At 72.4% G+C, this 20,487-nt stretch carries 18 protein-coding genes and 2 pseudogenes; 11 read left to right on the top strand and 9 right to left on the bottom strand.

Annotation, left to right across the window (positions count from 1 at the left end):
• Positions 1-257 precede the first annotated feature (257 nt).
• On the top strand, positions 258-1,346 hold the full coding sequence (locus AB0I21_RS19725; RefSeq protein ID WP_360562938.1) for a GNAT family N-acetyltransferase: 1,089 nt from the start codon (positions 258-260) through the stop codon (positions 1,344-1,346).
• Positions 1,347-1,353: 7 nt separating this feature from the next.
• On the opposite strand, the pseudogene AB0I21_RS19720 reads toward AB0I21_RS19725, so the two are convergent.
• From AB0I21_RS19720 to AB0I21_RS19705, 4 genes and pseudogenes are all read right to left on the bottom strand, one after another.
• Positions 1,354-1,644 (bottom strand): annotated as a pseudogene (locus AB0I21_RS19720) (MarR family transcriptional regulator); the annotation flags it as partial.
• A gap of 114 nt (positions 1,645-1,758) precedes the next feature.
• Positions 1,759-2,223, bottom strand: coding sequence for a hemerythrin domain-containing protein (locus AB0I21_RS19715; RefSeq protein ID WP_360562936.1), 465 nt, complete (start codon positions 2,221-2,223; stop codon positions 1,759-1,761).
• A 77-nt stretch (positions 2,224-2,300) separates the two neighbouring features.
• Positions 2,301-3,515 carry an NAD(P)-binding domain-containing protein gene (locus tag AB0I21_RS19710; protein WP_360562934.1) on the bottom strand — a complete coding sequence of 405 codons (1,215 nt, stop codon included), beginning with the start codon at positions 3,513-3,515 and terminating at the stop codon, positions 2,301-2,303.
• Positions 3,516-3,525: 10 nt separating this feature from the next.
• On the bottom strand, positions 3,526-4,074 hold the full coding sequence (locus AB0I21_RS19705) for an OsmC family protein (protein ID WP_344499896.1): 549 nt from the start codon (positions 4,072-4,074) through the stop codon (positions 3,526-3,528).
• 87 nt (positions 4,075-4,161) lie between these two features.
• Between AB0I21_RS19705 and AB0I21_RS19700 the strand changes: the two genes are divergently transcribed.
• Genes AB0I21_RS19700 through AB0I21_RS19690 form a run of 3 tightly spaced genes read left to right on the top strand, consistent with a single transcriptional unit; the run spans position 4,162 to position 7,156 of the window.
• Positions 4,162-5,367, top strand: coding sequence for a homoserine O-acetyltransferase (locus AB0I21_RS19700; protein WP_360562932.1), 1,206 nt, complete (start codon positions 4,162-4,164; stop codon positions 5,365-5,367).
• Positions 5,364-6,680 (top strand): O-acetylhomoserine aminocarboxypropyltransferase/cysteine synthase family protein, encoded by a 1,317-nt coding sequence (locus AB0I21_RS19695; protein ID WP_360562931.1) that lies wholly within the window; start codon positions 5,364-5,366, stop codon positions 6,678-6,680. The genes AB0I21_RS19700 and AB0I21_RS19695 overlap by 4 nt, the downstream gene beginning before the upstream one ends.
• Complete coding sequence (locus tag AB0I21_RS19690) at positions 6,680-7,156, top strand: CoA-binding protein (protein ID WP_360562930.1); 477 nt, start codon at positions 6,680-6,682, stop codon at positions 7,154-7,156. The genes AB0I21_RS19695 and AB0I21_RS19690 overlap by 1 nt, the downstream gene beginning before the upstream one ends.
• Positions 7,157-7,159: 3 nt before the next feature.
• Here AB0I21_RS19690 and AB0I21_RS19685 read toward each other — a convergent pair whose 3' ends face one another.
• Complete coding sequence (locus tag AB0I21_RS19685; protein ID WP_360562928.1) at positions 7,160-8,824, bottom strand: ABC transporter family substrate-binding protein; 1,665 nt, start codon at positions 8,822-8,824, stop codon at positions 7,160-7,162.
• A 98-nt stretch (positions 8,825-8,922) separates the two neighbouring features.
• On the opposite strand from AB0I21_RS19685, the gene AB0I21_RS19680 reads away from it, so the two are divergent.
• Both AB0I21_RS19680 and AB0I21_RS19675 read left to right on the top strand, forming a co-directional pair.
• Positions 8,923-9,918 carry an ABC transporter permease gene (locus tag AB0I21_RS19680; RefSeq protein ID WP_360562926.1) on the top strand — a complete coding sequence of 332 codons (996 nt, stop codon included), beginning with the start codon at positions 8,923-8,925 and terminating at the stop codon, positions 9,916-9,918.
• Positions 9,911-12,655: a dipeptide ABC transporter ATP-binding protein gene (locus AB0I21_RS19675; protein WP_360562924.1), complete on the top strand. Its 2,745-nt coding sequence runs from the start codon at positions 9,911-9,913 to the stop codon at positions 12,653-12,655. The genes AB0I21_RS19680 and AB0I21_RS19675 overlap by 8 nt, the downstream gene beginning before the upstream one ends.
• Here AB0I21_RS19675 and AB0I21_RS19670 read toward each other — a convergent pair.
• The gene (locus AB0I21_RS19670; RefSeq protein ID WP_360562923.1) at positions 12,581-13,105 is read right to left on the bottom strand and encodes an RDD family protein; all 525 of its coding nucleotides are present in this window, start codon (positions 13,103-13,105) and stop codon (positions 12,581-12,583) included. The genes AB0I21_RS19675 and AB0I21_RS19670 overlap by 75 nt on opposite strands.
• Before the next feature lie 108 nt (positions 13,106-13,213).
• Here AB0I21_RS19670 and AB0I21_RS19665 point away from each other — a divergent pair, with 108 nt between their 5' ends.
• A complete protein-coding gene (locus tag AB0I21_RS19665) occupies positions 13,214-14,212 on the top strand; it encodes a M48 family metallopeptidase (protein WP_344499912.1) in 999 nt (332 codons plus the stop codon).
• Between the two features lie 7 nt (positions 14,213-14,219).
• Positions 14,220-14,744 carry a zinc ribbon domain-containing protein gene (locus tag AB0I21_RS19660; RefSeq protein ID WP_360562921.1) on the top strand — a complete coding sequence of 175 codons (525 nt, stop codon included), beginning with the start codon at positions 14,220-14,222 and terminating at the stop codon, positions 14,742-14,744.
• A 17-nt stretch (positions 14,745-14,761) separates the two neighbouring features.
• Here AB0I21_RS19660 and AB0I21_RS19655 read toward each other — a convergent pair whose 3' ends face one another.
• Positions 14,762-17,506, bottom strand: coding sequence for a CHAT domain-containing protein (locus tag AB0I21_RS19655; RefSeq protein ID WP_360562919.1), 2,745 nt, complete (start codon positions 17,504-17,506; stop codon positions 14,762-14,764).
• Positions 17,507-17,668: 162 nt separating this feature from the next.
• Here AB0I21_RS19655 and AB0I21_RS19650 point away from each other — a divergent pair.
• Positions 17,669-17,860 (top strand): annotated as a pseudogene (locus AB0I21_RS19650) (NAD(P)-dependent oxidoreductase); the annotation flags it as partial.
• A 134-nt stretch (positions 17,861-17,994) separates the two neighbouring features.
• Here the strand turns inward: AB0I21_RS19650 and AB0I21_RS19645 are convergent.
• A complete protein-coding gene (locus tag AB0I21_RS19645; protein WP_360562917.1) occupies positions 17,995-18,741 on the bottom strand; it encodes an SDR family oxidoreductase in 747 nt (248 codons plus the stop codon).
• A gap of 33 nt (positions 18,742-18,774) precedes the next feature.
• Complete coding sequence (locus AB0I21_RS19640; protein WP_360562915.1) at positions 18,775-19,173, bottom strand: cupin domain-containing protein; 399 nt, start codon at positions 19,171-19,173, stop codon at positions 18,775-18,777.
• A gap of 114 nt (positions 19,174-19,287) precedes the next feature.
• Between AB0I21_RS19640 and AB0I21_RS19635 the strand changes: the two genes are divergently transcribed.
• A complete protein-coding gene (locus tag AB0I21_RS19635) occupies positions 19,288-19,854 on the top strand; it encodes a hypothetical protein (RefSeq protein WP_360562913.1) in 567 nt (188 codons plus the stop codon).
• A gap of 72 nt (positions 19,855-19,926) precedes the next feature.
• Positions 19,927-20,469 (top strand): hypothetical protein, encoded by a 543-nt coding sequence (locus tag AB0I21_RS19630; RefSeq protein WP_360562911.1) that lies wholly within the window; start codon positions 19,927-19,929, stop codon positions 20,467-20,469.
• Positions 20,470-20,487: the final 18 nt, after the last annotated feature.

Here is a 20,487-nt window from a genome sequence, read left to right as displayed (position 1 = left end):
GAACGCATCCATGACGGAGACCGGCACGCCCGTGACGTCGCCTTGACCTGACGCGACCCTGACTGGGGACGCGACGGCAGCCCCCGGCTACGCGGCACGTCGCGGACCGAGCTCGTGGCGATCCCCGGCGGGCTGCGGCGGCGTCAGACCTCGATCAATGTACCCAGAAGTCCTCCGGATGGGCCTGGACGTCGATCGCGGGTCGTCCGGCACATGCTTCACCGCATCTCCACACAACGCAGCGCGGTGGGGCAGCTGTGGGGCTTGCGTTCGCGGTGGCGGACGAGGGCTGGTTCTCGACGGCCTGGTCGCTATGTGTCATAGCGATGCCGGGCCCACAGTGCGAGCACAGCACCGGGGCAACCTGCAGGAAGAGATTCAGGATCTTGGCTGACCGAGGGGCACAATGGCGTGTGATCAGTCGAGTGGGGGTGGCCGACGTTCGGCTCTTCGATCGGGCGATGGCCGAGTTCGGGGTGGTGCCGGGTGGGGGCGGGGCGTTTCTGGGCAGTCCAGGCGCGTTGGCCTTCGTGGCTTCTGACGGTGCGGAGATCTTCGGTTGGTGCTGGGGCTATCACCTGGTCCGGCCGGATGCGTCCTCGATGCTGTACCTGCATCGGCTGGAGGTGGCGCGGCAGCACCGCCGGCGGGGAGTCGGCAGGGCGTTGCTGCGGGCGTTCATGGCGGACGGCGCGCGGGCCGGTGCCAGCAGGATGTTCTTGACGACGGGTGAGGCGAATGCCCCGGCCCGGGCGCTGTACGAGTCGCTGGGCGGTGGTCTTGCCGCGCAAGGTCCCACGGTCAGCTACTGGTTCCCGCTGCGGCCGGACGCGGCGGCCGATCGGCCGCCTGACTGCCGGGCCTTGCTGCTCACCGGCGTCGCCGGGGTGGGGAAGTCGACCGTGGCGGACGCGGTCGGACGGGTGCTGACCACCGCCGGCCACGTCACGGCGGTCGTCGACACGGACCTGTTGGCGCAGTTCGGGCCGCGTGCGGGAGGCTATGACGAGCTCAAGTGCGCCAACCTGGCCTCGGTGTGGGCGAACTTCAGGGCCGCCGGGGCGCGGTTCGTCGTCGTCGCGGCCGTCATCGACAGCGTGGCCCAGCGGGAACGGTTCGAGGCGAGCCTCGCGGGCTGTGACGTCCGCGTGGTCAGGTTGACCGCAGATGTCGACACCGTCCGCGACCGCCTGTACCGACGAGACGCCGGGCCGAAGCTCGAACAACACCTGCAGGCGCTGGACCGGCCACCGGTCGCGACCGCCGTCGAGGACTTCACGGTCACGAACGACCGCGCCCCCGCTGCGATCGCCACGGAGATCCTCGTCCAGGTGGGATGGGCGTAGCCAGCGGTCAGCGGTGCGGGCGGAGGTGGCGGGCGACGGTTTCCAGGGCGGTCAGGACCTCGTTGAGGGCCGCCGGCTCGTCGGTGCTGAGGGCGGCGGCGACCGTCGGGGCGATGTCGATGGCGGCGACCTCGCGCTGGCGGGCGGTGGGGGTGGGGTTGCGGGCGAGGAGCTGGCGGCGGCGGTCGGCGGGGTCCGGCTCGGCGAGCACGGAGCCCGCCTCGCGCAGGCGGGCCACGGCGCCCGAGACCGCGCTCTGGGGGAGGCCGGTCCGGGCGGCGACCTCGCCGACCGTGGTGCCGGGTGCTCGTACACGTCGGACATGACGATGACGACGGTGCGTTCGCCGCCGCCGGTCGACGGCAGGGCCTGCTCGCCGAGCTTCATGAGCGTGCGGCCGATGCCCTGGCGGTCAGGACGGCGGCCCGCCGGTAGCGTCGCGGAACTCGAAGACGCCGGCCGACCAGCCGGTGTCCGGGGTGGCGTCGAGGGCGGCGCTGATCGTGCGCTCCTCGAACCGGAAGTGCGACTCGAGGATCGCCGCCAGGCCGTCCAGCTCGCCGGCGAGCGAATCCGTCGAGGGGCCCCGCAGGAGGTCGGTGATGCGGGTCAGGATCCACGCGATCATCTCGTGGTCCTCGACGAGCTTGGCGACGGTGCCCTCGAGGTCGGGGCGCGTCCGCAGCAGGTCGGCGAACATGCCGGCGTCCTCGCCCTGGTGATGCGCGGTCACCGCGGCGCAGAACGCGAGGCAGTGCGTGGTGAGCGTGCCGGGGGAGCCGGCCCTGAGGGTGGCGAGCTGCCGCCGCAGCTCCTGGTGTGCCTGCTTGAGCTGGAGGCTGAACGCGACCGCCCGGTCGCCGTGCTGGGGTGCCATGGAATGGCTGCCCTTCGGTCCCGCACCTCCATGCCTGACGCAGACCGTCACCGGCACGCGATGCTGGACCCATTCAATCAGGCGCGCGCCGCCAGGTGGGCGGCGAGGTGGGAGACGACGAAGCGGGCGTCGTCCTCGATGCCGTGGATGAAGGTCGACTTGCGGCGGCGCAGGACCGGCAGGCCGAGGGCGTAGAGGCCGGGGCTGGGCAGGACGCCGCCGTCGTGGTCCAGGTTGCCCTTGGGGTCGAGGACGGGGACGTCGAGCCAGTCGTACACGGGACGGAAGCCGGTCGCCCACACGACGCTGCGGATCTCGCCGGAGGTGAGGTCGAGGTGCAACCGGGAGGTGGCCGGCACCCGGGTCGGGGGCAACGGCTCGATCGGCGGGAGGCCGGCGAAGGCGTCGAACCCCCGCAGCAGGCGCTGCTGCTTGAGGTCGGCGAGGGCGAACACGTTGCGCAGGCCGCCGGAGAACAGCGCGCGGCCGTCGCGGAGCCCGGCCCAGCGGCCGACGAGCTGGACGCCGAGGTCGGTGAGGGCGTTGAGGTCCAGCGTCGAGCGGTCCGGTGTGCCGGCGAGCTGCGGCGACGGCAGCCGGCGGGCGCGGGTGAGGTCGTCGATCTCGTCGTGGCGCTGGTCCCACACCCCGGAGGCGTCCATCCACCAGAGGATGTCGCGGTCGCGGTACGTGCGGGGCAGCCGCGTGTGCTCCCCGACGGCGAGGGTCACGGGCCGGCCGGAGCGCTGCAGCTCGGCGGCGAGCTGCACGCCGGTCGCCGAGGCGCCGACGACCAGGACCCCGCCGTCCGGGAGCTTGGACGGCCCGGAATAGTCGAAGGGCGTGAACTGCTCGACGTCACCGGGGACCGCCGAGGCGAGCGCCGGCACCACGGGCCGGTTGCAGGCGCCGCTCGCGATGACCACGGTCCGGCAGCGGAACAGGCCCTGGTCGGTGACCACGTGATAGCCGTCGTCGACCCGCCGCACCGCGGTCACCGTGGTGCCGGTGCGGACGGGAGCGGCGGTGACGGTGGCGAAGCGCTCGATGAAGTCGACCACTTCGCCCATCGTCATGTACCCGTCGGGGTCGGCGCCGTCGTAGGCGGACCCGGGCAGGCGGGTCAGCCAGTTGGGCGTCAGCAGCCGCAGGGAGTCCCACCGCTCGCGGCGCCACGAGTTGGCGACCTCGCCGCGCTCCAGCACGACGTGGTCGATGGACCGCTCGCGGAGGAAGTGACTGGCGGCGAGGCCGGCGTGCCCTGCGCCGATGACGACGGTGGTGACGTTCAACGTGGAGACCTCAGGCCACTTCGACCGTGACGTCGGTGGGGTTGGTCAGCGCGTCGAACACCGCGGACCGCTTCTGCGACTGTGCGACGAGCGCCTGGATGTCCTCCTTCGACGCGTCGGCGTCGATGGTGAAGGTCACCTTGATGTCGTTGAAGCCGTTGCGGACGTCGGCGTCGGCGCCGAGGATGCCGCGGATGTCGTGCTTGCCCTCGACGACGGCGTCGACGGAGCGCAGCTGGATGCCGCGGTTCTGCGCGACCGACGCCACGCCCGCGGTGAGGCAGCCGGCGAGGCCGACGAGCAGGTACTCGATCGGGGTGATGCCGTTGTCCTCGGCGGCGAAGACGGCGGGGTGGTCGGCGTCGAACACCGACTCGTTCTTGTGGCTCTGCTCCTGGCCGAGGCCATAGAACTGCTGGACCCGCGTGGTGCTGTGCACGCCGTGGTCCCACTTCGAAGTCGCCCGCCAGGTGAACTGCGCGGCCTCGGGCGCGCTCTGCAGCGCGGTGCGCGCCTCGAGCAGGGCCTGCACGTTGACGCCGTTCTCAACCGTGGTCATCGGATGACGCTCCCTTCAAACAGCCATATTCCCCATCGGGATGGTTGACAGTACATCGGCTTCGCGGCGACGGCTATGATCGCCACCATGAGTTCAGCCTCGACCCGCGCGGCCGGCTCGGTCGGCGTCGTCGAGACCCAGTATGCCGACCTGCCCGGACCGGTCCAGCTCGACTGCGGCCGGGAGCTGTCCCGAGTTCGTGTCGCATACGAGACGTACGGGACGCTGAGCGCGCAACGGGACAACGTGATCCTCGTCTGCCACGCGCTGAGCGGCGACGCACACGCCGCGGGGGAGTCCAGCAGGCCGAGGGAGAGCACCCGCGACGGCTTCGGCGCCGAGGACCGCGACGGCTCGGCCGGCAAGGGTCTCGGCTGGTGGGACGGGATGATCGGCCCGGGCAAGGCGTTCGACACCGACCGGTTCTTCGTCGTGTCGACGAACCTGCTCGGCGGCTGCGCGGGCACCACCGGCCCCTCGTCGATCGACCCCGAGACGGGCCGGCCGTTCGGCGCCGACTTCCCCGTGATCACCGTCGCTGACATGGTACGGACCGAGCGCGCACTCCTCGACGTGCTCGGCATCGAGCGGCTGGCCGCGGTCGCCGGAGGGTCCCTCGGCGGGATGCAGGCCCTGCAGTGGGCGGTGCTCTACCCCGACCAGGTCGACGCGGTCGTGATGATCGCCAGCACGCACGCGCTGCACCCGCAGGGCCTGTCGTGGAATGCGATCGCCCGCGACTCGATCATGCGCGACCCGGACTGGCAGGGCGGGCAGTACTACGGCACCGGCCGGAAGCCCGACGCGGGCATGGGCGTGGCGCGGATGGTCGGTCACGTCACCTACCTGTCGCAGGCGTCGATGGGCGACAAGTTCGGCCGGCGGCTGCAGTCCTCCGACGACGTCCGCTACACGATCACCGACGCCGAGTTCCAGGTGGAGAGCTACCTGCGGCACCAGGCGGAGACGTTCGTGCGCCGGTTCGACGCCAACACGTACCTCTACACCTCGCGCGCCCTGACCTACTTCGACCTGGCCCGCCAGCACGGCGAGGGATCCCTGGAGCGGGCGCTGGAACACGTGCGGGCCCGGACGCTGCTGATCGCGTTCACATCCGACTGGCTGTACCCGCCGCAGGCCTCGCAGGAGATCCACGACGCCCTGGAAAGCACGGGCAAGCCCGTCGAGCTGCACGTCATCGACGCGCCGTACGGGCATGACTGCTTCCTGCTGGAGGAAGCCCGGCAGACGCCCCTGATCCGCGCATTTCTGAACCTGGAAGAGGCACCGTGACCGACAAGCCCCTGCGGGCCGAGGAGGCCCGCGAGTTCGGGTTCGAGACCCGGCAGCTGCACGCCGGGCAGCGCCCCGACCCCAACACGGGCGCGCGGGCCGTGCCGATCTTCCAGACGACCAGCTATGTCTTCGAGGACCCGGAGTCCGCCGCCGCGTACTTCAACCTGCAGGAGTACGGCAACACGTACAGCCGCATCATGAACCCGACCGTCGCGGTCTTCGAGGAGCGGGTCGCGAACCTCGAGGGCGGCAGCGGGGCGGTCGCGTTCGCCAGCGGGATCGCGGCGCAGGCGGCGGCGCTGTTCACCCTGTTGCAGCCCGGCGACCACGTGGTGTCGTCGTCCGCGCTGTACGGCGGGACCGTCAACCAGTTCAAGCACCTGCTGCGCAAGATGAGCGTCGAGGTGACCTGGGTCGACCCGGACGACACCGACGCGTGGGCGAAGGCCGTCCGGGACAACACCAAGGCGTTCTTCGGCGAGACGATCGGCAACCCGTCGGGCAACGTCCTGGACATCGAGGCCATTGCCCGCATAGCGCACGAGCACGACCTGCCGCTGATCGTCGACAACACGTTCGCCACGCCGTACCTGTGCCGCCCGATCGAGTGGGGCGCCGACATCGTCATCCACTCGGCGACGAAGTTCATCGGCGGGCACGGCACCAGCATCGGCGGCGTCGTGGTCGAGGCCGGCACGTTCAACTGGTCCAACGGGCGCTTCCCCGTCGTCGCGGACCCGTCGCCGGCGTATCACGGACTGCAGTTCCACGAGACGTTCGGCACCTACGGGTACCTCATGAAGCTGCGCGCGGAGACGCTGCGCGACCTGGGTGCGGCGCTGTCGCCGTTCAACGCGTTCCTGTTCCTGCAGGGCCTGGAGACGCTGTCGCTGCGGATGGACCGGCACGTCGCCAACGCCCGACGGATCGCTGCGTTCCTGGAGGCGCACGACCTGGCCGCGAACGTCACCTACCCCGGGCTGCCCGGCAGCCGGTACCGTCCGCTGGTGGACAAGTACCTGCCGCTGGGCGCCGGCGCGGTGTTCTCCTTCGAGTGCGCCGGCGGCCGCGAGGGCGGGCAGGACCTGATCCGTGGCGTGCAGCTGTGGTCGCACCTGGCCAACGTCGGCGACGCGAAGAGCCTCATCATCCACCCGGCGAGCACCACGCACCGCCAGCTCAGCGACGACGAGCTGCGCGCGGCCGGGGTCGCGCCGGGCACGGTGCGGCTGTCGGTCGGCACCGAGTCGGTCGACGACCTGATCTGGGACCTGGAGCAGGGCTTCGCCAACGTCAAGGCAGGTGCGTGATGACGTCCCCCTTCCAGGATCCTCTGACGATCCAGCGGGTGCTGCACGGCGCGCGGACGATCGCGGTCGTCGGGCTGTCCGGCAACGAGCTGCGGGCCAGCCACTTCGTCGGCTACTACCTCAAGCGGCACGGGTACCAGGTGATCCCGGTCAACCCGCGCGAGCCGCGGATCCTCGGCGAGACCAGCTACGCGAGCCTCCGCGACGTCCCGGTGCCGGTCGACATCGTGAACGTGTTCCGTGCCCCTTCCGCGTTGCCGGACATCGCCCGCGACGCGGTGGCGATCGGCGCGGGGACGCTGTGGACGCAGTTCGGCGTCATCAACGACGAGGGCGCGCTGATCGCCACCGACGGCGGGCTGACGGTGATCATGGACCGGTGCCTGAAGGTCGAGCACGCCCGCTACGTGGGGCGCATGCACTGGCTCGGCTTCAACACCTCCCGGATCACGTCGGTGCGCGGCGGCCTGCAGTAACGGTCACCGCGTCCAGCCGACGTCGACGTACTGGCGGTCGCTGCGCAGGCCGAAGGCGCCGAAGTTGGCCAGCCCAGGCCGCACCGCCGAGATCTGCGGCGTCTGGAACAACGGCACCGAGTGGCCTGCCTTCCACAGCAGGACGTCGGGCTGGTTGAGCAGGTCCACGGCCTTGCCCCGGTCGGTCTCGGCGCCCGCCTGGTCGAGCAGCTTGTCGATCTCCGGCGCGCCGACCTTGCCGTAGTTCTGCTCGCCGTCGCTGCGGTACACCGGGAACAGCAACGACGGGAAGATGTTGTCGACGTTGCGGAACGACGTGAGGTCGAAGGCGCCGATGTTGACGTACTTGCTGAAGAAGTCGTTGCTGGGCACCTTGCGCAGCTCGACGGCGATGCCGACCTGGGCCAGCATGTTCTGCACCAGCTGCGGCAGGTCCGTGCTGCCGCGGGAGTTGACGACGTAGACGAGCTTCAGCGTGCCGCCGTCCTTCGTCCTGGTCCTGCCGTCGGCGGACGCGGCCCAGCCGGCCTGGTCGAGCTGCTGCTTCGCCCGGGCGACGTCGAACCCGCCGGTGTCGCCGCTGTTGTCGCGGTACCCGTCCTGGCTCGGCATGAAGAAGTGGTTGCCGATCGTGTTGACCTTGAACGGCAGCCCGGCCGACTGCGCCGCGGCGAGCGCCGTGCGGTCGATCGCGTTGGCGACGGCCTGACGGACCCGCTCGTCGGCCAGGGGGCCGTTGCGGCCGACCGTCAGCTGGGTCTCGTCCCATCGTCCACCGGTACGGATCGCGGTGTCGGCAGCGCCGGCGAGCCGGCGGTACGCGTCGGCCTCCCGGCCGGGCGCCTGGTCGATCTCGTTGTTGAGGTACGCGTCGGTGATCGCCGCGGCGTCCAGGGCGCGGAACACGACCGAGTCGAGCAGCGGCTTCGTGCCCCAGTACGCCTCGTTCGGGACCACGGTGATCGTCTGGGTCGTCTTGTCGGCGGTGCCGAGCTTCCACGGCCCGCCCCAGACGGGGATCTTCTCGATCCAGCCGGTGTTGAACTCCTCCGGCGTGTCCAGCGCGGCGCCGGGCAGCAGCGGGTCGAACAGTGACCGCCAGTCCGCGTACGGCGCCTTGAACGTCACCTTCACGGTCCGGTCGTCGGCGCCGCGCTCCACGGCGGTGATCGCGTCGTAGCCGGTGGTGGAGGCGACCTGGAAGCGCTCGTCGGTGCCGTTGCGGGTCTTCCACTGGGTGGCGAAGTCCTGCCAGGTGATCGGCGTCGAGTCCGACCAGGTCGCCTTGGGGTTCAGCCGGTACGTGACGACCTGCGCGCCGCCCTCCTTGCTCACCTCGGCACCCGCGAGGACGTCGGGGTTCGCGGCCGGGACGCCGTTGTCGTCGAGGAACCACAGGGCGGGCTGGGTGAGCGCCAGGATCGAGGCGCCGTCGCCCTGCGTGCCGTCGGTCTGCCCCACGTTGTACTGGGTGATCCACTGCTGGATGGACAGCCGCAGCGTGCCGCCCTTGCGGAGCGACTCGCGCGGCTTCGGGTTGATGTCGGAGCTGCCGGTCTTCGGCTGTTCGCCCTGCTTGGCCGGTGTCGCGCCGTCGTCGCCGCAGCCCGCCGCCAGGCACGTGCCCAGCAGCACCGCGGCCACTGCCAGGACCGTGGAGTTCCTCATCGAAACCGCCTCCCGCCCTCGTCTCCTAGTTTGTCGATCAGCTATATATACATCTTCTGCTACGTTTATCGATACGATAGCGGTGAATGTGAGGTGTTGTGCTCGCCTTTCTTGCCCGGCGACTGGCGTACTACGTCGTGCTTCTGCTGGCTGCGGCGTTCCTGTCCTATCTGCTGGCGGCAACCGCCCTGTCGCCGCGCGCGTACTTCCAGGCTCGGCTGCCACCGCCGCCCGCCGCGCAGGTCGACCGGCAGCTCCGCGCGGTCGGCCTCGACGACCGGGAGCCGGTCACCTCGCGGTTCGCCGGCTGGGCCACCCGGGCCGTCCACGGCGATCTCGGCGTCAGCATCACCGGCACCTCCGTCAATGCCGAGTTCGGCCGGCGCATCGGGGTCAGCCTGCGGCTGCTCGTCCTCGGCACGCTGCTCGGCATCGGCGCCGGGGTGGCCGCCGGCGCGTGGACCGCCGTCAAGCAGTACCGGCTGCCGGACCGCTCGTTCACCCTCGTGGCGTTCCTGCTGCTGTCGATGCCGACGTTCCTCATCGCGCTGCTGCTCAAGATCGGCGCCCTCGCCGTGAACCAGGCGAGCGGGCGGCAGCTGGTCGCGTTCACCGGCGAGTCGACCCCCGGACTGACCGGCTCGGGGCTCACCCTCTTCGCCGACCGCGCGGTGCACCTGCTGCTGCCGACCCTGTCGATCGGCCTGGTCGCGCTGGCCACGTACAGCCGCTACCAGCGCAGCGCGATGCTCGACGTGCTCGGCGCCGACTACCTGCGCACCGCCGAGGCCAAGGGGCTGTCCCGCCGCGCCGCGCTCATCCGGCACGGCCTGCGCACCGCCCTGATCCCGATGTCGACGTTCTTCTCCTTCGGCTTCCTCGGCGTCCTCACCGGCGCCACCTTCACCGAGAAGATCTTCGGCTGGCACGGCATGGGCGAGTGGTTCATCGACTCGGTGAACAACAACGACGTCAACGCGGTCGTCGCGGTCAACCTGTTCGCAGCCGTCACCGTCCTGCTCGCGGGCCTGCTCGCCGACGTGCTGCACGCCGTGCTCGACCCACGCGTCCGTCTGGGCGTCCGCCGTGGTTGACGCGCTTGCCGCGGAGGTCGTCGACGAGGCGGGGCAGGCGCCGCCGACGCGGCTGCGGGTGATGGCCGGCAGGTTCCGCCGGGACCGGGGTGCGCTCGCCGGCGCCGTCATCGTGCTGCTGCTGTTCGTGCTCGCGTTCGCCGGGCCGTACCTCACCCACTGGTCCTACGACGACATCGACTACACCGCGCTGCGCGCCGGGCCGTCCGCGCGGCACTGGTGGGGCACCAACGGCATCGGGCAGGACGTCTACGCCCAGACGGTCCGCGGGCTGCAGAAGTCGCTGCTCATCGGGCTCGCCGTGGCGCTCGTGTCGACGGTGCTCGCGGCGGCCGTCGGCGCGGTCGCCGGCTACGTCGGCGGGTGGACCGGGCGTGGTCTCGTCCTCGTCGTCGACCTGCTGCTCGTCTTCCCGTCGTTCCTCGTCATCGCCGTCGTGTCGCCGCGGCTGCGGGGCGGCGGCTGGGTCGCGTTCGTCGGGCTGCTCGCGGCCTTCGGGTGGATGGTGTCCGCCAGGGTCGTACGGTCGCTGACGATCTCGCTGAAGGAGCTCGAGTTCGTGCGGGCGGCCCGCTTCATGGGCGTGTCGGCGCCGCGCGTCATCGTGCGGCACGTGCTGCCGAGCACCGCCTCGTTCCTCATCATCGACGCGACGCTCGCCGTGGGTGCCGCCGTGATGACCGAGACGTCACTGTCCTACTTCGGGTTCGGCGTCCAGCCGCCGGACGTGTCCCTCGGGACGCTGATCGCCGCCGGCACGCCGTCCGCCGTCACCTATCCGTGGATGTTCTTCTACCCGGCCGGGCTGCTCGTGGTGTTCGTCCTCGCCGTGAACCTCGTCGGCGACGGCCTGCGCGACGCCGTCGACCCGCGCTCACGCCCGTCCCGCCCACCGCGAATGGCCCGCCCACCGCGACAGGCCGGACCAGCGACAGCCGCAGGGTCGTCCACAGTGGACGACGACGTGGTGCTCGCGATCCGGGACCTCCGCGTCCGGTTCGGCGACGGGCCGCCGGCTGTCGACGGCATCGACCTCACCGTCCACCGTGGACAGGTGCTCGGGATCGTCGGCGAGTCGGGCTCCGGCAAGTCCGTCACCGTCCTCGCCGCGCTCGGCCTGCTGCCCGCCGCCGCCACCGTCTCCGGCAGCGTCGTCCTCGGCGGCACGCAGGTCATCGGCGCCGCACCGCGCGACCTACGGCGGCTGCGCGGCAACGTGGCCTCGGTCGTCTTCCAGGACTCGCTGTCCGCGCTCACGCCGGTGTACCGCATCGGCGACCAGCTCGCCGAGGCGATCACCGCGCACCGCGACGTGTCCCGGACCGAGGCGCGCCGGCGGGCCGTCGAGCTGCTGCGGCTCGTCGGCATCCCGTCGCCGGAGCTGCGCGCCCGGACGTTTCCGGACGAGCTGTCGGGTGGCATGCGGCAGCGCGTGATGATCGCCATGGCCATCGCGAACGACCCCGACGTCATCCTCGCCGACGAGCCGACCACCGCCCTCGACGTGACCGTGCAGGCGCAGGTCCTGCGCGTGCTGCAGGACGTGCGCGAGGCCACCGGCGCCGCGCTCGTCCTGGTCAGCCACGACCTGGGCGTGGTCGCCGGGATGGCGGACACGGTCGCGGTGATGCGCGGTGGCCGCATCGTCGAGCAGGCACCGGTGCGGCAGCTGTACGGACGCCCGGCCGACCCGTACACCCGCGACCTCCTGGACGCGCAACCCCGCCTCGACGCCTTCAGGCCGCCCCGGCCCGTCGCGACGCCGCCGGTGCTGCGGGTCACCGGGCTGCGCCGCACCTTCGGTGTCCACAAGGGACGTGTCTTCCGCCGCCGGGTCGGCAGCGTCCACGCCGTCGACGGCGTCGACCTGACCGTCCACGCCGGACAGACGCACGCGGTCGTGGGGGAGTCGGGCAGCGGGAAGTCCACGACGCTGCTGGAGATCCTCGGCCTGCGGCCGCCGGAGGGCGGCACGATCGAGCTGTTCGGCCGCACCGTCTCCAGCGGACTCACCGCCGCCGACCAGGCCGAGCTGCGGTCCCGGATGCAGCTGGTGTTCCAGGATCCGTTCGCCAGCCTCGACCCGCGCCTGCCCGTCGGCGACGTCGTCGCCGAGCCGCTGCTCGCCCAGGGCCGCCCCGGCCCGGCGGCGCGGGCCCGGGTCGCGGAGGTCCTGCGCCTCGTCGGGCTGGACCCCGCCCTCGCGCGTCGCTTCCCGCACGAGTTCTCCGGCGGGCAGCGGCAGCGCATCGCGATCGCCCGCGCGATCAGCGTCGCCCCCGACCTGCTGGTGCTCGACGAGCCGGTGTCCTCGCTCGACGTGACCGTGCAGGCCGCGATCCTCGCGCTGCTGGGACGGCTCCAGAGGGACCTGGGGCTCGCGTACCTGTTCGTCACCCACGACCTGGCGGTGGTCGCCCAGATCGCGGACGTCGTCAGCGTCATGTACCTCGGCCGCGTCGTCGAGACGGGTCCCGCGGCGCTCGTCCTCGGCGACCCGCTGCACCCCTACACGCGGGCGCTGCTGTCCGCGGTGCCGGTGCCGGACCCGGTGGCCGCGCGGCAGCGCCCGCCGATGCTGCTGCCGGGCGACCCACCGGCGGCCGACGAGCGGCTCACCGGCTGCCCGTTCCGCCCGCGGTGCCCCCTGTACGCCACCCTGTCACCGCCCGAGCGCTCGCGGTGCGAGAGCACGCCACCGCGGCTCGTCGACCGTGCCGCGTGCCACCACGTCTGAGTCCCGGGTGGACACGACGAACGTGGCGGCGACGTGGTCGTGCCAGCCGCGCTTCCACGGTCCGGGGTCCAGCAGCGGGGACAGGTAGAACAGCAGCCCGCCGAGGCCGCACGACAGGCAGCCGGCGATGGTCAGGAAGAACGTCCTGCTGAACGCGGCTCCCCACCCGGGCTCATCGCCGTCGAGGCGGACGACCCGCAGCCGCATCACCCGTTTGCCGATGGTTTCGCCGTACGCGCCGAGCATCACGAACTCGTAGCCGCACAGCACCCCGAAGGCCGGCACCGCCAGCATCGCCGGCAACCGGCTGCCGTCCCCGAGCAGCAGCACCGCCAGCCCCAGCACCAGCACCGCCCCGGCCAGCACCCCGGTGTCGATGAGCCGCGCCACGGCCCGGTCCCGGACCGTCGCCGGTGCCATCGGCGGCCCCTCCTCCACGTCCCCGATCATGCCAGCGACCTGGTCCGGCGTCCCCCGAACGGGTCATCCCGGGCGGCGGGTGCCGTGCGGTCCGTCAGATGTGCCCGTGGGGACGGACCGAACGAATCGGGTGATGGGATGACGACGTTTTCCGCGAGCGACCTGCTGCATCCGGCCGACGAGTCGGCGCGGCGCCATCTGGAGTCGATGAGCGGGCTGCAGAACGCGGTCAAGACGTACCACAAGAACTTCAGCGAACGGCTCATCCGCAACAGCCAGCTCGCGGAGGCGCTCCGGCTCGGGCCGCACCAGCTGCCGGAGATCTACCGGCTGCTGCCGCCGATCTGCGAGGCGTTCGGGATCGAGGAGCCCGAGCTGTACCTGGCGCTCGGGCCGGTCAACGCGTTCACGACCGGCGCGACCAGGACGTCCATCACGCTGTACAGCGGGCTGCTCGACCACCTGTCGCCGGACGAGATCGAGGCGGTGATCGCGCACGAGTGCGGGCACATCCTGTGCCAGCACATGCTGTTCCACTCGATGGCGCAGTTCATCGAGCTCACCGTCAAGGTCGGCAGCGCCGCCAACATCCCGATCGCCTCCACGGTGCTCAGCGTCGCCTCGCACCCGCTGCGGATGGCGCTGAGCAACTGGAGCCGCAAGAGCGAGCTGTCGGCGGACCGGGCGGCCGCGGCGTACATGGGCAGCGCCGACGCGATCACCCGGGTGATGTTCCGGTTCGCGGGCATCCGGCACGACTCGCGCTACACGCAGAACATCCAGCCCTTCGCCGACCAGGCCCTCGAATACGAGGCGCTGCGGGAGTCGAAGTGGGACCGGTTCCTGCAGTGGCAGATCAGCCAGTCCTCGACGCACCCGCTGCTGGCGGTGCGGGTCAGGGAGATCCAGAGCTGGGTCGGCACGCCGACGTTCGCGAACCTCGCGGCGCTGGCGGCGAGCGTGCGGTCGGCGCCGCGCTGCCACAGCTGCGGCGGGCGGACCCAGCCCGGCTGGCGGCACTGCCAGCGCTGCGGCACGACGCTCATCTACGGCGGCGCGCCCGCCGTGGCCGCCACGGGTCCCATCCCCGGGCAGCCGGTGCCGCAGGCCGGTGCCCAGCCGGCCTGGAAGCGGTGAACCGGCGATGGGCGTGTTCAAGAGCGAGCGGCGCTTCTGGCTCGACGCACCGATCGACCCGGCGCCGATCGTCGCCGACGTGACCCGGCACTTCGAGGGTGCCGGCTACCAGGTCGTGTCGGCGCGGACCGGGGCCGGCGCGTGGGACGTCGACGTCACCCGCACCGGCATGTTCCGCACCGTGGCGGGCATGCGGACCGCGTTGAAGATCCGGCTCGAGTGCGACGAGCAGGCGCTGGTCGCCCGGGCGGGCGTGGGGGTGCTCGGCCAGCAGGCGCTGCCGACGCTGATCACGGCCTTCGTGTTCTGGCCGGTGATCCTCACGCAGGTGTGGGGCGTGGTCCAGGCCGCGCGCATCGACAACGACGCGATCAGGGTGATCGAACGCAGCGTCGAGCACCGCAAGGCCCTGCCGCCGCCCGCACCGGCGGCGCCCGGCCAGCCGCCCGCGAACGGCTGCGCCCGGTGCGGACAGGTCAACGACACCGGCAGGTTCTGCACCAACTGCGGGGCGCCGCTGCCGGTCGGGTGACGCGGCGCCGGGCGGCGTCAGGACGTGGCGCGCAGCTCCGCCTGCATGGCGCTCAGCAGGTCCATCAGGTCGGCCGCCGCGCCGCCCGCCGAGCGGGGGATGCCGTCGCCGAGGTCGACGTGGGTGGGTGGCGCCCCGGCGATGCTGGCGACGGAGCGGAACGTGCGCCCGGGGAACGCCCGGTAGGGGACCGCGATCACCACCGAGCCGCGGTCCTTGTCCAGCCAGTACAGCGCCGCGTCGGTGAGGAGCAGCCCCGCGCCGACCGGCAGCCGGCCGACCGCCAGGGTCTGCTCGCGGTCGGCGACGCCCGCCGTGTTGCGGATCGTCCGTTCGAGGCGGCTGCGGGCGGCGGGTGCGACCTGCATGCCGGTGATCGCGCCGGTACGGGCCGCGACCACCGCATCGATCAACGCGGCCGGCGGCGCGGCCGGTGACTGCGGTGCCGCGGGCATCGGCGGCGCCTCGCCCGGCAACGGCAGCGCGTACCCGTACGGCGGCGTGCTCGTGTACGGCGGCGGACTCGTCTGCGGTGGCGTGCTCGTGTACGGCGGCGGGCTCGTCTGCGGTGACGTGCTCGTGTACGGCGGCGGGCTCGTCTGCGGTGACGGGCTCGTCTGCGGTGGCGCGCTCGTGAACGGCGGCGGGCTCGTCTGCGGTGGCTGGCTCGTGAACGGCGGCGGGTTTGCGGGCGGCGGCGGGTCTACGGGCGGTGGTGTGGAGGTGCTGGGCTGCGCCGGCGGTGGCTCCACGGGCGGCATCCATGGTGTGGCCGGCTCCGGCTCGTCGGGCGGCGGCGCGACGGGCTCCCAGAGGTCGGCGGGGACGCCGATGGCGAGCTTCGCCTCGGCCTGCATGATCAGCTGCGGGATGCCGCGCGTGGTGTCAAGGATCCTGCGGCACCGGGCCCGGTCGCCGCCGGGACCCGCCTGCCCGGACCGGTGCTCGCCGGCGCGGGCCGGCAGCAGCCCGCTCAGGCCGGGCAGCTCGCGCATCAGCTGCAGCGATTCGATCAGGTCGAGGCCCAGGAGCCGGTGCCGGCACACGTCGGGACGCTGGAGATCGACCGGGGCGACCCGGCTGGTCAGGATCGCCCGCGACTCGCCGCGGTGCCCGGCGAGCGCGCCGATCAGGTCCGCCCAGCGCGGGTCGCGCCAGCGGCCTTCCGGGGTGAGCAGGCTCTCCAGGCCGTCCAGCACGATCAGCAGGCCACGGTCCGCGAGGAGCTTGGTCAGCTGCGGCAGGAACGCGTGCAGGCCGGCAACCGACTCGACCGCCTCGGCCATGGCGAACCCGTACGGCTGCAGCTGGCGCTCCAGCGACCGGGCCAGGCCGAGGAGCGCGCCGGCGAACCCGTCCGGCGGCGGCGCGGCCCAGTACGCGGAGGCCGCGAACGTGTCGTGGCGGCCGTAGGCGAGCTCCAGGGCGCACGCGGTCTTGCCGACGCCCGCCTCGCCGTCGAGCAGCACCGTCGTGAACCCGCTGCCCGCGGACAGGGCACGGCCGGCGGAGATCAGCACCGCGGTGCGGCCCACGAAGGACTCCGGCTCGGCCGGGAACCCCGCCATCGGCGCCTGCGCCGGGTCGAGCACGGGCCCGGCGGCCGGCGGCACCAGCGGCAGCGCGGCGGTCGCCGCGCCGTGCAGCGTCGGGACGGCGATCGAGATCGCCGGCCGGTCGAGCGTCGGCGTCATGCCTACCGCCGCCGGCACCGCCCGGGCGACCGCGGCGGCCACGGGCAGCTCGAACGTGAACAGCCCGGTGTACACCTCGCGGGCCAGCGCGATGGCGTAGTCGTCGCTCACCGGGAACCGCATGGCCAGCACCGCGGCGCCGAGCTCGCGCGCGATCACGTCCGCCAGGCTGCTGCCGGCCCATCGGACCGGGCCGCGCTCCGTGCCTGGCAGACCCCATCCGGCGAGGTCCCGGCCGGAAGGGGCGCCATCCGGGTCACCGGCCAGGCCGGCCCAGGCCGCCGCCTCCGCCAGGCCGGCGCCCGACTCGCAGGCCGACAGCACCACCAGCTTCAGCTGGTTCTTCCCCGGGCGCAGCAGCTCGACGAGATCGTCGGTGCCGACGAGGTCACGGCCGCCGGACTCGGACTCCAGCACGAGGCCGCCCGCGGTGCCGTGCGCCGAGATGTGCAGGACGTCCGGCCCCTGGCGCAGCCACATCTTGTTGATCAGCTCCTGGCGGGTCGCGCCGTACTGCAGCACCTCCAGGTCGATCGCCTTGCGCTCGTGCGCCGCCAGCCGGCGGACGAGCCGGCTCAGCGCGAACCGCTCGTGCCGCAGCGCCAGCGCCGTGGTCGCGGTCGGCTGGCTGAACACCGCCAGCATCCGCAGCCGCGTCCCGACCGGCCGCTTGTCCTGCCCGGCGCCCGCTGCCCCGAAGACCAGCGCGATGTCGCCGCGGGCGGCCAGCGGTACACCGGCGACATGCGCCAACTCGAGCGGCCCTGGATCGACCGGCGGCGCCGCCTCGACCCACACGGTGGCGGGCCGCGCGGCCACGATCGCCCGGCCGATGCCTTCCCCGAGCACCTCCCGGCCCAGCCACTCCCCGAACCCGTCGAGGACCGCGGGCCCGCCCCCGCTCCCGTGGCGCACCAACCGGTGCAGGTCGTCCATTCCGGCGGCCTGCCAGGCCGACCGGTCGACCCTGACGGTGTGATCGCCGAGCACGCTGCCGGCGGCGTCGGTCAACAGCCACCGCCACGCATGCCGGCCGTCCACGTCGATCGCCTTGAGGATCAGTTCCATCACGGACCAACGTAGAGGACGGCCCCTCACGCGCGACAGTCCCCGATCGCGCCGCGCGCACCCGTCAGGGGCCCTGGATCAGGCGGTCCAGGATGGCGCGGGCAGCGGCGAGCTTCTCGATCGATCGGGTGATCCGGGCGTGACAGACACCGACATCGCTTCCCCGCCGACATCTCCAGCATCGCGTCCGCCGGCTCTGCGGTGGCCCACGTCGCCGACGCCGCCACGGCCCGCGGCATCGACGCCGCCCCGCTGCGCGCCGTCCAGCGCATCGTCGACCGCGCCGTCGCCGCGGGCCACGGCGGCGACGACTACGCCCGCCTCGCCCAGCTGCTCCGCGAGCCCGCGACCTGACCGGACGAGACCGGCACGCGGGTGGCGGTCCGGCTCGTCCGGCAGGGGCGCGTCGCTGAGGCCGTCGACCTCGTGCGCCCCGGTGGAGCGCGCGCTGGTCGAGCGGGAGCTGGACGCGGTGTTCTGGCAGCGGTTCAGCGGACAGGGACGCGGGCGGACCAGTCCTGGAAGCGGGTCGGGGCGATGACGACGCCGGAACGGGGGATGAGGGCGTCGCCCGGGACGGCGGCGAACAGGCCCGCCGAATTGTCCGTGATGACCGGGCGGGGGTCGTGGTGGGCGGCGAGGGCGAGACGGCCCAGCGCGTCGAGGGAGAAGACGTCGGGGCCGGCGACCTCCCGGGTGCCCCGCAGCGGCGCTCCGACGCTGACGTCGGCGACGGCGCGGGCCACGTCGTCGGCGGCGATCGGCTGGATCGGGGTGGCCGGCAGGCGCACGGCGTGCTCGTCGGAGGTCCACGACATCACCGTGTCGATGAACTCGAAGAACTGGGTGGCGCGGACGATGGAGTACGGCACCGGGGCGGACTTCAGGATGTCCTCCTGCGTGACCTTCGCCCGGTAGTAGGCGAGGTTGGGCACGCGGTCGATGCCGACGATCGACAGCAGGACCGCGTGGCCGACGTCCTCGGAAACGGCCGCCCGCAGCAGGTTGTCCATCGTGGTGCGGAAGAACGCCGCCGCCCTGTCGTCGAACGTCGGCGAGCTGGTCACGTTGACCACGACGTCGGCGCCGCGCAGGCCTTCGGTGACGCCCCGGCCGGTGAACAGGTCGAGACCGGTGGACAGGGCGTGCGGCACGGCCCGGTGGCCACGCGAGGTGAGGATGTCGACCACCCGCGAGCCGATGCGGCCGGTGCCGCCGATCACAGCGATGTGCATGATGTCCTCCCTACAAGCGTTCCTACACAGCGTTCAGCGCCGGGACTGCCTGGACAGCGTCCGGAGCTCGGACTCGTCGACGAGCGTCAGCATGGGCTCGCCGGGGGTGCAGAACATGGTGACGACGAAGCGGAGCGGGACGTCGTCGCGGTTGTTGCCGTCCTGGAAGTGGATGACGTCGCCGCCCGGCTCCCAGAACGCCTCCCCGGCCTTCACGACCCGCGGCGGCGAGCCCTGCAGCTCGAACAGCATCTCGCCCTCGAGGACGTAACCGAAGGCGGGCCCGGGGTGCCGGTGCGGCGGGGTGCCGGGGTCTCCCGGCGGGAACTCCACCAGGACCGTCATCTCGTGCGCGTCGGCCGGGATCCACGGCGGTGTCGCTTCCTGGACGACGGTGAGCGCCGACTGCCAGGCATCAGAGTGAGCCTTCATGCCGGCGCACTACCCGCCCGGGCCGGGCCCACACAAGCCGCCGGCGAGAGGGTGAGGCCGAGCCGTCCCGCGCCGCAGTAGCGTCGGACCTGGCAACCTCGGAAGGGATTCGTGATGTCCTCAACCGCAGTCCTGCTCGTCGCCATCATCGTCGTGCTGGTCATCGCGCTCATCGCGGTCAGCTTCAGCCGGCACCGTCGCACCAATGAGCTCAAGCAGCAGTTCGGGCCCGAGTACGACCGGGCGATCGGCGAGCAGTCGAGCCGCCGTGCGGCCGAGCGCGACCTGCAGCAGCGCCAGCGCCGCCACGACGAGCTGGACCTCAAGGAGCTCGATCCTCAGCAGCGGCAGCGGTACGCGGAGCAGTGGGAACGCATGCAGGCCCACTTCGTGGAGGAGCCGGAGGCGGCCACCCGCGAGGCCGACGAACTGGTGACGAAGGTGATGCACGAGCGCGGGTACCCGACCGGGGACTTCGACGTCCGGGTCCAGGACCTCAGCGTCGACCACGCCGAGACGCTCGGCCACTACCGCGAGGCCCACGAGATCAACCAGGTGAACGAGCGTGGGCAGGCGTCGACGGAGCAGCTCCGCCAGGCGCTGATGCACTACCGCCTGCTGTTCGCCGAGCTGCTCGGCGAACCCTCGGGCGGCGGCCGGCCGATCCCCGGGCACGGCTGAGACGAAGGCACGGCTGATACACAGGGAACCACAGGGAACCGCTGAGACGCAGGGATGCAAGGAGGCGCGACCGTGATCCGAGACGACAACGCTCCCGTCGGTGGGGGCCAGGCGCCACAGCCACCCGGGGCGTTCCAGACGCCGCCCGCGACGCCGCCACCCACGACCACCACGAGCGCGGGCGAACCGGCCGCGCCGCAGACGACCACCACGGGCGCGGGCGAGCCGGCCGCGCCACCCACGACCACCACGAGCGCGGGCGAACCGGCCGCGCCGCAGACGACCACCACGGGCGCGGGCGAGCCGGCCGCGCCGCAGACCACCGCCGCCGTGCCGGAAGGCGTCCGCGACCTGAGCATCTGGGACACCGGCAAGGCCGACGAGTTCCGGCACCGCTGGCACGACGTGCAGACCCACTTCGTCGAGGACCCCCGCGGCAGCGTCACCGAGGCGCGCCAGCTGGTCGACGAGGCGATGCAGGCCCTGTCCGCCAGCGTCCACGAGCGCGAGGACCAGCTCGAACGCGCCGGCGCCCGGTCGTCGGACAGCACCGAGGGCATGCGCGACACGGTCCTGCGGTACCACCAGCTGCTGGACCGGCTCCTGACGGTCTAGAACCAGGACCAGAACGAG

It is taken from the genome of Dactylosporangium sp. NPDC050588 (assembly GCF_040654975.1).
Taxonomy (GTDB): Bacteria; Actinomycetota; Actinomycetes; order Mycobacteriales; family Micromonosporaceae; genus Dactylosporangium; species Dactylosporangium maewongense.
The sequence above is the reverse complement of the archived record's forward strand: the minus strand, read 5'-3'. Positions and strand labels throughout refer to the sequence as shown.

Coding starts and splice junctions, on each gene's coding strand:
- AB0I21_RS19685 (WP_360562928.1), bottom strand. CDS start 8,824: ATGAGGAACTCCACGGTCCTGGCAGTGGCCGCGGTGCTGCTGGGCACG.
- AB0I21_RS19665 (WP_344499912.1), top strand. CDS start 13,214: ATGACGACGTTTTCCGCGAGCGACCTGCTGCATCCGGCCGACGAGTCG.
- AB0I21_RS19645 (WP_360562917.1), bottom strand. CDS start 18,741: ATGCACATCGCTGTGATCGGCGGCACCGGCCGCATCGGCTCGCGGGTG.
- AB0I21_RS19715 (WP_360562936.1), bottom strand. CDS start 2,223: ATGGCACCCCAGCACGGCGACCGGGCGGTCGCGTTCAGCCTCCAGCTC.
- AB0I21_RS19700 (WP_360562932.1), top strand. CDS start 4,162: ATGAGTTCAGCCTCGACCCGCGCGGCCGGCTCGGTCGGCGTCGTCGAG.
- AB0I21_RS19635 (WP_360562913.1), top strand. CDS start 19,288: ATGTCCTCAACCGCAGTCCTGCTCGTCGCCATCATCGTCGTGCTGGTC.
- AB0I21_RS19640 (WP_360562915.1), bottom strand. CDS start 19,173: ATGAAGGCTCACTCTGATGCCTGGCAGTCGGCGCTCACCGTCGTCCAG.
- AB0I21_RS19690 (WP_360562930.1), top strand. CDS start 6,680: ATGACGTCCCCCTTCCAGGATCCTCTGACGATCCAGCGGGTGCTGCAC.
- AB0I21_RS19655 (WP_360562919.1), bottom strand. CDS start 17,506: ATGGAACTGATCCTCAAGGCGATCGACGTGGACGGCCGGCATGCGTGG.
- AB0I21_RS19670 (WP_360562923.1), bottom strand. CDS start 13,105: ATGATCGGGGACGTGGAGGAGGGGCCGCCGATGGCACCGGCGACGGTC.
- AB0I21_RS19660 (WP_360562921.1), top strand. CDS start 14,220: ATGGGCGTGTTCAAGAGCGAGCGGCGCTTCTGGCTCGACGCACCGATC.
- AB0I21_RS19705 (WP_344499896.1), bottom strand. CDS start 4,074: ATGACCACGGTTGAGAACGGCGTCAACGTGCAGGCCCTGCTCGAGGCG.